The organism is Candidatus Poriferisodalis sp. (assembly GCF_965214215.1).
Classification (GTDB): domain Bacteria; phylum Actinomycetota; class Acidimicrobiia; order Acidimicrobiales; family Poriferisodalaceae; genus Poriferisodalis.
Window position 1 is genome coordinate 2,931,365 of sequence record NZ_CBDCBD010000003.1, and the last position, 12,348, is coordinate 2,943,712.

The following is a 12,348-nucleotide window of genomic DNA, read 5'->3' on the forward strand; positions in this document are numbered from 1 at the left end:
GCAATCGTGGTGGCCGGGCCGCTGCGGCCCGGCCACCACGACGGTGCGCCGAATGCAATGTGCCGCCGGGTCAGCGAAAGTTACCTGACGGTTTGAGGTCTCTTGACGTGCGGGCCCTAGCCGTCGATCCGAACGCCGTATGGCATCGGCGCCTGCATGTTCAGCCCCAGCGACACACCCGATACATGCGGGGCGTAGAGGGCATTCTGACCGCCGTGGGCCAGCGGCATCACCACGCCACGGTCGATGAGACCCTCCATGACCTCGGCGTACAGTTCGTAGCCCTCATCAGGTGTCGACGCGTTCAGCGCTCCCACCAGCGTGGCCTCGAGATCGTCGAGGTCGCCGAGGCCGAACGCATTGAAGCGACCGCTCTCACCCATGAACTTGCCGAGATCACGGGCGGGGTGCACGAGCAGGTCACGGAACCACGAGATGCCCCATTGGGCGCCTGCGGTTCCAGGTCCCAGCTCGCCGTTGTTGATCTGGATCAGATCGACGTTGATGCCCGACGCCCCCAACATCTGCACTACGAATTCCACGATCGGGTTGATGGCCGGCATGATCGGCATCCGGATGGTGACCCCGTCGGGGTAGCCCGCTTCGGCCAGCAGGCGCCGGGCCTCGTCGGGGTCGTAGCTGTACTTGGTGTCGAGTTCGGGGACGTTGAACTGACTGAACGCCGGCGGGTAGATGCCGCCGAGGCTGTCCGCCTTGCCGAAGTGCATGGCATCGGCGTACGCGTCGCGGTCCAGCGAGTGCAAGATCGCTCGCCGCACCCGTTCATCGGCCAGCGGCGAGTCGAACTCACCAGCACGATCACTCACGATGAGATACGCAAAGAAGTTCGGCACCGAGATCAGCACGTTGCCGGCTTCCACACCGGCGTCGATCTGCGCGTCACGCGTCGTGGACATGATGTCAGCCTCGCCGGTCAACAGCGCATTGAGGCGTGCGTTGTTGTCGGGTACTGCTGTCACCGTTACGGTCTCGACGCCCTGGTCGGCCGGATTCCAGTAGTTCGGGTTGAGGTGGTACACCTCGGTCACGCCGGCCTGGCTGTCGGAGTCGGACCAGATCCACGGCCCCGAACCCTGCGGGTCACGGGTGAGGTCGCGACCGTCGAGCGCATTTGGGCTGATCATCATGCCCATCACCATGGACATCTCCAGCGGGAATTGCGGTGCGGGCACCGAGAACTCGACCTCGAAAGTGGTGTCGTCGATCACCCGGGCCTCGACGAATGCCGCCCACGTTGCTGCGTTCGGATTGCCCGGGAAGCTTGCGTGGTACCGCATGTTGTCCGCCGCCACTTGGGCGTTGAAGGCCGCACCGTCGTGGAACACCACATCATCGCGAACGGTGAAGCGCCAGATGTTCGGGGACGGCTGCGTCCACGAGGTGGCGAGCGATGGCGCCAAGCTGAAGTCGTTGCGCTGACGGGTGAGCGTGTCATAGGCCGGGTAGTGATACGCACTCTGCGCTGGCTGCGATGCGGCAGGGTTGAAACTCGTCACCGGGGAGAACTCGACCATGCGCAACGTGCCCTCGGGTTCAGGCAACGGCGCCTCGGTCGTAGTCACTGCACCTTGTGTCGTGGTGGTTTGCTCGACGGCCGCAATCGTCACCTGGGTCTGAGCCTGGGTTGTCGCGGGAGCCGGCGTCGCCGCCGTAGTTGCCGGCGCCGCGCTCGTCGCTGAGGCAGTCCCGGATCCCGAATCGGAATCTCCGCCCCCGCAGGCGCCCGCCACCAAGGCGAACCCCAGCAGCACTGTCATGAGACGCATCACGCGCCGTGTAGGCCCTCTCACGAGATTGCCCTCCCAGAATTCTCCGCGCCGCCCCTGAGGTCCGCGGCGCTAGCCGATCGGCTGCACAATAGTGACGTTGAACCCTCTCGCGCTTGGCGGGGTGCTACGACTCTGTGACGCTTGAGCAAGAGTCGGTTCAGCGAAGCGGCCGGGCTGCAGCTCCGATGCCGAATTCTGCGGCTCATTTGGCCAGGAACGCCGGGCACGCTTTCCGTCAGTCGACCACGATCGGGATCGATCGGGGCCCGCGGATCTGCCCTGTCGACCAAGTGACATCAGCGCCCGGGGCGATCGAGTACTCCGGGATATGTCGGAGCCAGGTTTCCAGCGCCAGCTCCATTTCGAGGCGAGCCAGATTGGAGCCGAGGCATCGGTGGATTCCCGAGCCGAAGGCGACGTGGCGGTTCTCGGCGCGGTCGAGGACTACTTCGTCAGCTCGATCGAACTTCTGCGGATCCCGACATGCGATCGGAAAGGTCATCATCACGTGATCGCCATCGTGCAAGGCGACGCCGTTCACGTCCGCGTCGGCAGTGACCCGTCGCGCCACGTTGACCGGCGCGTACGCACGCAGCAGCTCCTCGATCGCTGTCGGCAGCAACTCGGGCTCTGCGACGAGCCGGCGCCGGTCGTCGTCGTGAATGGCCAGGTGCCACAGAGCCGCTCCGATGGAACTCCACGTCGTATCGATGCCGGCGACCAACTGCAGTACGAGCATTCGCTCAATGAGGTGATCGGGAAGCGGTTCTCCCTCCATCTCGGTAGTGACGAGATGGCTGATCAGATCATTGCCGGGAGATTTGCGTCGCTCGGTCATCGCTTGAGCCATGTAATCGCGGATTTCCGCTACCCCTTGCTGCATCGCCGCGGCATCGTCCAGCCCGATCTGCAGAACTTGTCGGACCCAAGTGCGGAACTGCTCGCCGTCAGCGGGATCGATTCCCAATATCGCGGCAATGGCCCCGACCGGTATGTGCTGGCTGTATTCGACGGCTGCGTCGCCATGACCGCGCTCGACGATCACTCGGATGCGTTCCTCGCAGTCCGCGGCTATGTGCTCACGCCATTGCTCGACCCGTCGCGGTGCGAAGAACGGCAGCAGGGTGCGGCGAATCTCCAGGTGCTCGGGTGGATCGCTGTTGATCGGCGGGAAATAGCCACGATCAGCAGTGCCGCCGCGGCGGATGCCATGGTGCACGTTGGAGAAGGTCTCCGTGTCATTGGCGATCGCCACCACATCGTCGTAGCGCAGCGGGAGCCACGTGCCCTCGTTGAACCGCGTCGAGTGCGCAATCGGACAACGTTCACGAAGGTCGTCCCAGATGGGAAACGGATCGTTCACCCAAGAAGGATCGTTGAAGTCCCAATCTGTGGCGAAATCGTCCACCGGCGGGATGGCCGAAGCAGTGTCGTCTGTGTAGGTCACGGCAGCGTTCCTGTCCTCAGATCTTGGGCTCAGACTGGCCGGTCACCGAGCAGGGTCACGCGCTCCATTCGACGATGCAGCCCACCATGATCGGGAACGGCATAGTGCTGAGTGCAGCGGTTGTCCCACTGGGCAATCGACCCGGGGCGCCAGCGAAACCGGCACTGGAATTCGGGCTCGGAGGCTTGGGCGTACAGACGTCGACGCAGCGAGCGGCTCTCGTTGGCCGTCATGCCGTCAATCGTGAGGGTGAATGTCCGGTTCACGTACAGGCTCTTGGCACCGGTGACAGGATGGGTCCGAACGATCGGGTGTTTCTGATCGGGATACTTCGCACGAGTCTCTTCCCGCTCGCTCTCGCTCATGTTTCGCCCGAACGCCTTGACGAACGAGTGGATCGCATAGCGCCCATCGATCTGGCTCTTGACGTCGTCAGGCAGCTGTTCGTAGGCCAACTCCATGTTCGCCCAACAGGTGTCACCGCTGTATCTAGGGATGATCCGCCCCATCAGGATCGATCCGAGAGGTGGACACTCACGAAACGTCACGTCGGAGTGCCACGTCTCAGCCGCCTGGAAGCTCGACGGCGTGGACTCGAGCACGATGATCTCGGGATGCTCAGTCGCATTGCGGGTGAAGGGGTGGATCTCCAGCTCGCCATGAGCCTTGCCGTAAGCCACGTGCTGGGATTGGGTCAGATCTTGGTCCCGGAAGAACAGCACCTTGTGATCCATCCATGCATCGTGCAATTCGGAGATCAGCTCGTCGTCGAGCTCGCGCAGGTCAACACCCGCGATTTCGGCACCGATCGTGCCAGTCAGCGGCTCGACCTTGAATCGGTTGTAGGCCTTCGGTTTCACGGCGTTGATACGCACGTCAGTTCCCCCCGCAGCAAGTTTTGGTGCTCAGAGCGTAGATTAGCCATATGGCTGCGGTGAAGGCCGACGACAGCGGTGCAACGGGACCTCATCCCGCGGTCGCGTTGGTGGAGGCCGCTGCCGAACTGCTCTCGGCCGAGCCACCCTCGGCAGTCTCGGGTCGGCGCATCGCGGAGGCGGCCGGCGTCAACTACGCACAGATTCACCGACACTTCGGCTCCAAGCGTGAACTGTGCCGACGTGTGCTCGACCGCCGCAGCGATGCCTTCGTGGACGATGCATTCCCGCCAGGTGCCTTGGTGCCCACCGCCGGTACGGTGATGCGGCACGACGCATTCGTCCGGGTGCTGGCCCAGAACCAGCTCGACCAGGCGACGCTCGCGTTGCGGCCCGAGAATCCGATCGTCCACCGCTACCGCGCTGGGCTGCGGGTGTTGCGGCCCGAGCTGACCCCCGATGCGCTCGACACGTCGGTCGCCCTGTCGTGTGCCTTGCAGCTCGGCGTGAGCATCCACCGGACACCGCTCGTGCGGTCGGCCGGACTCGACGATGATGCCGGAATCGTCGACCGCGAACTGGTCGTTGCGGTCGAGCGTCTGCACGCTGGCCGCGGACCGTTCGCCGGTGGCTCGATCCCACCGCGCCGACTGCACGTTCGGGGGCACTCTCCATTGGCCCGAATTCGCACCACGGGCCGAGCGCGCGTCGAGAACCGTCTCGTGGCAGCGGCAGTCGAGCTCCTCGCCAACAGAACACCCGCCTCAATCTCGGGACGCCAGCTGGCCTCGCGAGCAGGCGTCAACTACGGGCTCATCCACCACTACTTCGGCTCTGCAAGCGAAGTGCTGGCCCAAGCGTCACGTCAGATGCGCGACCAGTTCTACGCAGCCGAGTCCGGCTCGGGCTCGATGCCGGATTTCTTCTCCATGCGGGACTACCCGGGTTACGTGCGTGCGCTGACTCACGTCGCACTTGACTCCAAGCTGGCGCTCGAAGGTGATCACTTCCCGGTCGTCGGCGCACTGCTCGACCGCCACCGCACTCGGTATGGCCAGCCGAGTCCGCCCCAACGCTGCCGCTACTTGCTGGTGGCAGCTGCGCAGCTCGCATGGACACTGTTTGAGACGCTCTTCGAAACCGCCCTCCGCCGAGATATGCGGGAGCTCGAGCCACTGGCGGCAACGTTGCTCGCTCGCATGCTCGACTTCGAGGAGCACCCATCGCTGTGAGTCCAGACGCCTTCCGCACTCGGGCTTCCCCGCGAGCCCGGTCACGACCGCAGCACACCCTTCCGAGACATCCCAAAGAACTGAACAACTCGACAGCGACAGCAACAAGAAGGAACGACGAGATGACCGATACAGCCCCAGTTGACGATTGGGACACCGACTACGACATTTACGACCCGGGCTATGTGACCGATCCGGCACCGGTGTGGGAGGAGCTGCGCGGCCGCTGTCCGATCGCTCACACCGAACGCTGGGGCGGCTCTTTCCTGCCGACCCGGTACGAGGACGTCCAAGCCATGGCGAAGATGGTCCCTGAGCTCTCGAGCAGTGATGTGCTGGTGACCTCTCCCCCACCGGAGCTGGTCGAAGAGCTGCTCGCAGACCCGATCTTTCAGCAGTACGGCGTCAACGCTGCGCCGATCTCTGAGGATCCGCCGATTCACGGTTGGACACGTCGGCTGCTGCTCCCGCACTTCTCACCAAAGGCCGCTGAATCGCACCGTAAGTACACCGAGGATCTCGCGAACCGCCTCATCGACGGTTTCATCGATGCGGGCCGCGTCGACGGCGCCGAGCAGTACGCCCAGCAGATCCCGCCTCGTGTTATCGCCCACCTGCTGGGCATCGATGAGAGCAGGGTGGACGACTTCACCTACTGGGTGCGCTGCGTTCTGGAGCTGGGTCTCACGAAGCCTGACCTGCGCAGGAAGTACCGGCTCGTGATCCGAGAGTTCTTCTTCGAGGTCGTGAAGGAGAAGCAGGCCAATCCCGACGATGGGTTCGTCTCGGCATTGCTGGCGGGAACCGACGATGAGGGCAACCCCATCGATCCGATCATGGTGGTGGGCATGCTCAATCTGCAGCTCATCGCCGGTATCGACACCACGTGGAGCTCGATCGGCTCAGCCCTGTGGCACTTCGGCACTCATCCCGCCGACCGCGAACGGATGGTGGCCGAGCCAGACCTGTGGCCCTCGGCCATCGAAGAACTGCTGCGCTTCTACGCGCCGGTGACCATGGCGCGTCGAGCTGTCGCCGACGTGCAGATCGGCGACGTGACCATCCCCGAGGGCAGCAAGGTGCTGATGAACTTCCCTGGCGCCAACCGCGACCCGGAGGTCTTCGAGCGACCCGACGAAGTGATCCTGGACCGGCCGCACAACCGTCACGTCGCGTTCGGTGCGGGCATTCATCGCTGCGCAGGATCGAATCTGGCCCGCCTGGAGATGAACGTCGCACTGCGCACTTGGTTCGAGCGCATTCCGGACTTCGAAGTGAGCGAGCCCGAAGAGGTCACCTGGGCTGGCGGGCAGGTCCGCGGCCCGCGGCACCTGCCGATTCGTTTTCCATCGTCACGCTGATCCCTCGCAGCAACGACATGGCCCCAGACGACAACGACCACGATCACCGAGACGGTCCATCCGGGCCGCGAACGCCGACAGAGTTCACCGCTGCGGCCAATAGCGCAGCGGCAATCTCCTTCGACGACCCGGGCGATTTCGAACGAGCCTCCCGCGGCCTGATCGCCCAGATCGACGATGGTCGCGTCACGATGGGCGACCACGTGGTGTTCGACGTGGCCCGCCACGCCTTCGTCAACGAATCAGCCGAAGCTCCGCCATCGGTGCATCCGAGCCTGTGGCGGCAGGCACAGCTCAACGTCCATCACGGTCTGTTCGAGGTGACCGACGGCGTGTGGCAGGTGCGCGGCTACGACATTGCCAACATCACGTTCCTCGAGGGCACTGACGGCTGGCTGATCATCGATCCCCTGACCACCCGGCCGTCGGCCGCGGCGGCGCTGGATCTCGCCAATCGCACCCTGGGTGCCCGCCCGGTGCGGGCGATCATCTACACGCATTCTCACGCAGACCACTTCGGCGGCGTGCTCGGAGTGACCGATGCCGACGCTGTAGCCAACGGTGACGTCGAAATCGTCGCACCCGAGGGATTCCTCGAAGAGGTCGTGAGCGAATTCGTCATCGCAGGCCCGATCATGGGACGACGGGCCGCGTACCAATTCGGGCCGCTGCTGCCGCCCGGGCCGTTGGGCCACGTCGACTGCGGTCTGGGCTCGGCAATGGGTCTGGCTCGATCGGACCTGCTGGCTCCCACCGACACCATCACCCGCACCGGGGAGGAGCGTGAGCTCAGCGGCATCCGGATCGTGTTCCAGAACACGCCCGATGCCGAAGCGCCCGCAGAGATGAACTTCTTCTTTCCCGACAAGAACCTGCTGTGCATGGCCGAGAACTGCACGCACACGATGCACAACCTGTACCCGATCCGGGGAGCGCAGACGCGCGACGCGCTGGCGTGGAGCAAGTACATCGCCGAAGCTCTGGAACTCTGGGGCGATGACACCGACGTCATGTTCGCCAGCCACCACTGGCCCCGCTTCGGCAATGCCGACGTGCGGGCGTTCCTGTCGATGCAGCGCGACCTGTATCGCTGGATGCACGACCAGACGATGCGCCTGGCCAACCAGGGACTGCGGCCGACCGAGATCGCGGCCCAGATGCGCCTGCCGGTCGAGTTCAACGAGTCTCACGTGCAGGGCTACTACGGCACCGTGTCGCACAACTGCCGCTCGGTCTACAACCGCTACCTCGGCTGGTACGACGGCAACCCGGCCAACCTCGATCCGTTGCCACCGGTCGAAGCGGGTGCCAACTATCTGGAGTTCATGGGCGGCACCGATGCCGTGCTGGCCAAGGCCCGCGAGAGTTTCGAGCGCGGCGAGTACCGCTGGGTGGCCCAGGTCGTCAACCACGTGGTGTTCGCGGACCCGCAGAACCGGGAGGCCCGCAGCCTGCAAGCCAATGCTCTGGAGCAGCTCGGTTATCAGTCAGAGTCGGCTACGTGGCGCAACGCCTACCTGATGGGCGCGAAGGAGCTGCGAGAAGGGACGCCCGACTGGGGCCGTGTCCCCACCCGAGACATGTCCCAAGCCATGAGCGCCGAGCACCTCTTCGACGTGATCGGCATCCGGTTCGACCCCGAAGCGTTCGATGTCGGGCCGGTGACGTTCAACGTGCACCTCACCGATCTCGACGAAGACCACGTGCTGGGCATCGGTCGCTCCGCAGTGCACCATCGTCCTGATGCGATCGACCCGGACGCCGACGCAACGATCTACATCGACCGGGCGACCTTGGCGGCAGCGCTCAACGACGCAACGGCGCTGGACCGAGCCGAAATAACCGGCCGCCGCGAGCTGGTGCGCTCACTCCTCGAGAAGTTGACCGTCTTCACCACGGCACCACTGATCGAGCCCTAGCGGCGCCGTTGCGCTGTGGCTGGAGCACAATACTCGGGTCAACAGATGCTGGGTGGAGAATTCACTGGTCGACGAGGCGGCGTGTTGGCGGGCGAACCAATGCTCCCGGGTGACGTCCCAGCCTTCGTCGTAACGGCCCCGGTACTTGTCGAGGTACGCCCGCGGGGCTTGGTGCGGCGAATGCGTCGCACCGAGGGCGCGATCACACCCCGACAGTTCGAGAAGCCCGTGTCGACGTTGGACAGGAACCGCATGCCGACCGAGTGGTGATTGCGGCCGCGGCGCACGACGGTCGCGGTGCCGACCTCAGGCAGCGATCGGACAGCCCTTCAACGTGATGCGATGCATCAGACGGGTCTCGCCCCGGTAGTCGTTGAGTGCCTTGTGCCAGGTGCAGCGGTTGTCCCAGATGGCGACGGAGCCCGGCTCCCACGAGAACCGATAGGTGAATTCGACGCTCGAGCCGTGCTCGAACAGATACTCCAGCAACGGCCGGCTCTCCCGCTCGGTCCAGCCCTCGAAACGCGTCGTGAACGAGCGGTTGACATACAGCACCGGACGGCCGCTGACGGGATGAGAGATGACCACCGGGTGCACGACATCGGGACCGAACGGATACTCGTCCTTGAAGCGCTCGGTACGTTCCGCCTCAGGCATCTTCGACAACCCGACACCGAACGCCTCGTAGGACGAATGCACCGCTCGCAGTCCCCGCAGCGTTTCCTTCATACCGTCGGACAGCGCGTCATAGGCGGCATACATCGAGCTGAATGCCGTGTCGCCGCCACGCGACGGCAGCTGGCGGGCGACGAGTATCGAGCCGAGCGCAGGGGCTTCCTCATAGGAATGATCGGTGTGCCACGCCTCGCCGATCACGTAGGTGTTCTCTGGGCGCGTGCGCACCTCGGCAATCTGGGGATACATCTCGTTGGGCGAGAAGAACGCGTTGACGTCAATCTCCCCGAGCGATTCAGCAAATGCGATATGGGCTTCGGGCGGCACGTCTTGGTCGCGGAAGAAGAGCACGCCATGCTCGCCGAGCGCTTCGATCAGCGTGTCGGACGCGTCGGCGTCGAGCTTGCCGAGTTCCAGGCCCGACACGAATGCCCCGAGCGCGGCGCCGGTCGGTTCGATGTCGATCCCCATGTCTCAAGGTCTACTGAGGTCGCCTTGGCGCGTCAAACCCTTGCCGTTCCGCCATCGAGCTACATATCGATGGCGTTGCGTGTGGCCTCGACGGACTCGCCGAACGATGCCAGCTCCCCGGGCGACAGTACGCCAAAATATGGCTCCAAGCAGCGCTCAGTGAGCGCTTCCGCCTCGAGCCGGGCCTGCCGAACTTCGTTGGGGTCACGGAACGGCCCAGTGAAGCCCATCTGTTCGGCATAGCCAGGCCCGGTGCGCGGCGGCGCATTGGTGCTGGCGAGGATCGCGTCAAGCGGCGTCAGACCACAGGCGATGATGGCGTTCAGGTGCGCGGCGCCACGCATCTCGCGCAGCAGATGCGTGGTGAGCGCCACCCGGGCGCCCAGCGATTCCGGTTGGGGCATCGCGCGCCAGCCGGCGAACAGCGCACCCAGCGAGGCGGGTGCAGCATCGGCGATCCGGCGGCCCAGGGTGTCGATGAGCTCCAAGCGTCCAGGATCGAAACGGGTGAGCTCGGCGTCGCCCCATGTGGTGATCCGCGACATGTAGTGCTCAGCGACCTGCCAATGGGTCATGTCCCTGGGAAGATGGGTCCAAGCTTCGTGCACATGCTGGGGTGCGTGGAAGGCGATAGCGCCGGCTGCCACCTCCGGCGTGGCGCTGCCGATCACTCCCGCTCGCCCGACGATCCAGAACTCACGTCCGCTGCGCATGCCGATCTGAACGCCGTACTCCCCGGTGGCTTCCGCCATCATCCAGCCACGTGTGAACTGCTGGATGGGCTTGAAGACCCTCGCAATCGTCTCGGACGCCGTCGCCGTCGCCATTGCAGGTCCCTTCGTCTAGTCCGCTTCGCGGCCCCTGTCTCGGCGGCATTATAAGAAAATGCACCCCTACGAATCCCTGATGCGACGCTACTTCGACGCCTACAACAGAGCCGACCGCAAAGGCCTGATCGAGTCGCCGCTGAATTGTCGACAATTTCGGCCTCGCTAGCGTGGTGGAGCAATGTCGATCACTGAATTTCCGATGCTCGGCGAGGCCGCGAACCTCGATGACGCCGAACTGGGCAAGCGCGAGCGCAACAAGCTCGACAAGCGGCGTCGCATCGTGGCGGCAGCCACCGCGCTGTTCCAGGAGAAGGGGTTCGAGGACACCACGACAGCAGAGATCGCGAAGGCCGCAGGGATCGGCGCCGGCACGCTGTACCTCTACGTCGAGTCGAAGGAGGATCTGCTCGTCAGCGCCTTTCTTAACGTTGCCGGCGGAGCGTGGACCAAGGCGTTTGAACTTGTCGATCCCGAGGCAGAACTCGTCGATCTGGTCATGACGCTGTTGCTGCACGTCACTAAACACCACGAAGCGGATCTCCGCTTGGCACGTTCATTCTTCAAGGAGCTCCCGTTCGTCAGCGAATCCGGGCTCGCGGACGCGAACACACTGGTCGATTCGTTTCTTACGCGACTCGCCGATCTGTTCGAGGAGGCCAGCGCGAATGGCAAACTCGCTCCAGACGTTCCGAAGGACTGGTTGGCCCTCAACATCTACGCGCAATGGCAACTCTGTATGCGCCGCCTGGTCACCGGCAGACTCTCGTATGCCGAGATGGCTGCGCAACTCGACCAGTGCCTGCGAGTCTCCTTATGGGGGTTGACGGCCGAACGGTGAGTCTTTTCTCGTAGGACTCAGGCAGCCTTCACGACCGGACCCACGGCATCCAAGCATTGACGCATGATCGCGACGATCTCGGCTGGGGAGTCTCCAGCGGCGAAGACCTTGAGATGGGTCGCGCCGAGATCGCGGTACGCCTCGGCAAGGTCGACCCAGCGGGCCGGATCGTCGTCGGGCCGGGTCCGGATGGCGCATTCGATGCCCAGCTCCTCAGGGTCTCGCCCGGCGTCGCGTGCATAGGCCTTGACCCGGTCGAGAATCGGCTCGAGGTCCGCCGGTGGGAACTGCGGCATCCAGCCGTCGGCCATGCGGCCGATTCGCTCCAGCACTCGTTCGTTCACGAAACCGAAGTACGAGCCCATCCAGATCGGGATAGGACGCTGTATCGGCATCGGGTTGAGCCCGACCCGGTCGAGGTTGTGCCACTGGCCCTGGTACGTGACGTGCTCGGAGGTCCAGTAGTGACGAAGCACCTCCACCTGCTCCTCGATGCGTCGGCCACGGTTGGTGAACGCCTCGTTCAGCGCCTCGTACTCCATCCAGTTACGCCCGATGCCCACGCCGAGACGCAGGCGGCCGCCTGAGAGCAGATCCAGCTCGGCGCACTGCTTGGCAACCAAGGTGGTTTGGCGCTGAGGCAGCAGCAGGACTCCCGTCGCAAGCTCGACGCGCTCGGTCACGGCCGCGATGAAGCTCAGGTACACGAGCGGCTCGTGAACTCCCGTGGTTGAGGTGTGCACCCTCTGGTCTCCGGCCCGGTCGGGATGGCCGCCGATCACGTGATCGTTGGTCGAGATGCCGTCGAAACCGGCGGCTTCCAGCTCATGCACAAGACCGCGGATCACTCCCCAGTCCGTCCCCATGTTGATGTTGCCGAAAGCCGCGCCCAGTCGCATGGTCACATTCT

The 12,348-nt window shown here is 64.3% G+C and carries 10 protein-coding genes; 4 read left to right on the forward strand and 6 right to left on the reverse strand.

Going from position 1 to position 12,348, the window contains the following annotated elements; translation table 11 throughout:
• Positions 1-116 precede the first annotated feature (116 nt).
• The 3 genes from ACOOF5_RS15460 to ACOOF5_RS15470 all read right to left on the reverse strand — a co-directional run bounded on the left by ACOOF5_RS15460 (position 117) and on the right by ACOOF5_RS15470 (position 4,112).
• Positions 117-1,787: an ABC transporter substrate-binding protein gene (locus ACOOF5_RS15460; RefSeq protein WP_420440726.1), complete on the reverse strand. Its 1,671-nt coding sequence runs from the start codon at positions 1,785-1,787 to the stop codon at positions 117-119.
• A 238-nt stretch (positions 1,788-2,025) separates the two neighbouring features.
• Complete coding sequence (locus ACOOF5_RS15465; protein WP_420440728.1) at positions 2,026-3,237, reverse strand: cytochrome P450; 1,212 nt, start codon at positions 3,235-3,237, stop codon at positions 2,026-2,028.
• Between the two features lie 29 nt (positions 3,238-3,266).
• Positions 3,267-4,112, reverse strand: a complete 846-nt coding sequence (locus ACOOF5_RS15470; RefSeq protein WP_420440730.1) for a TauD/TfdA dioxygenase family protein — start codon at positions 4,110-4,112, stop codon at positions 3,267-3,269.
• Positions 4,113-4,162: 50 nt separating this feature from the next.
• On the opposite strand from ACOOF5_RS15470, the gene ACOOF5_RS15475 reads away from it, so the two are divergent.
• The 3 genes from ACOOF5_RS15475 (at position 4,163) to ACOOF5_RS15485 (ending at position 8,624) form a co-directional block, all read left to right on the forward strand.
• Positions 4,163-5,344, forward strand: a complete 1,182-nt coding sequence (locus ACOOF5_RS15475) for a TetR/AcrR family transcriptional regulator (RefSeq protein ID WP_420440732.1) — start codon at positions 4,163-4,165, stop codon at positions 5,342-5,344.
• A 122-nt stretch (positions 5,345-5,466) separates the two neighbouring features.
• The gene (locus tag ACOOF5_RS15480; protein ID WP_420440734.1) at positions 5,467-6,705 is read left to right on the forward strand and encodes a cytochrome P450; all 1,239 of its coding nucleotides are present in this window, start codon (positions 5,467-5,469) and stop codon (positions 6,703-6,705) included.
• 17 nt (positions 6,706-6,722) lie between these two features.
• Entirely contained in the window at positions 6,723-8,624 is a 1,902-nt protein-coding gene (locus ACOOF5_RS15485; RefSeq protein ID WP_420440736.1) for an alkyl/aryl-sulfatase, read from the forward strand.
• Positions 8,625-8,930: 306 nt separating this feature from the next.
• On the opposite strand, the gene ACOOF5_RS15490 is transcribed toward ACOOF5_RS15485, so the two are convergent.
• Both ACOOF5_RS15490 and ACOOF5_RS15495 read right to left on the reverse strand, forming a co-directional pair.
• The gene (locus ACOOF5_RS15490; RefSeq protein ID WP_420440738.1) at positions 8,931-9,770 is read right to left on the reverse strand and encodes a TauD/TfdA dioxygenase family protein; all 840 of its coding nucleotides are present in this window, start codon (positions 9,768-9,770) and stop codon (positions 8,931-8,933) included.
• A 59-nt stretch (positions 9,771-9,829) separates the two neighbouring features.
• Complete coding sequence (locus ACOOF5_RS15495) at positions 9,830-10,597, reverse strand: helix-turn-helix domain-containing protein (RefSeq protein ID WP_420440740.1); 768 nt, start codon at positions 10,595-10,597, stop codon at positions 9,830-9,832.
• A gap of 202 nt (positions 10,598-10,799) precedes the next feature.
• On the opposite strand from ACOOF5_RS15495, the gene ACOOF5_RS15500 reads away from it, so the two are divergent.
• Positions 10,800-11,438, forward strand: coding sequence for a TetR/AcrR family transcriptional regulator (locus tag ACOOF5_RS15500; RefSeq protein ID WP_420440742.1), 639 nt, complete (start codon positions 10,800-10,802; stop codon positions 11,436-11,438).
• Positions 11,439-11,455: 17 nt separating this feature from the next.
• On the opposite strand, the gene ACOOF5_RS15505 is transcribed toward ACOOF5_RS15500, so the two are convergent.
• Positions 11,456-12,337 (reverse strand): TIGR03619 family F420-dependent LLM class oxidoreductase, encoded by an 882-nt coding sequence (locus tag ACOOF5_RS15505; protein WP_420440744.1) that lies wholly within the window; start codon positions 12,335-12,337, stop codon positions 11,456-11,458.
• Positions 12,338-12,348: the final 11 nt, after the last annotated feature.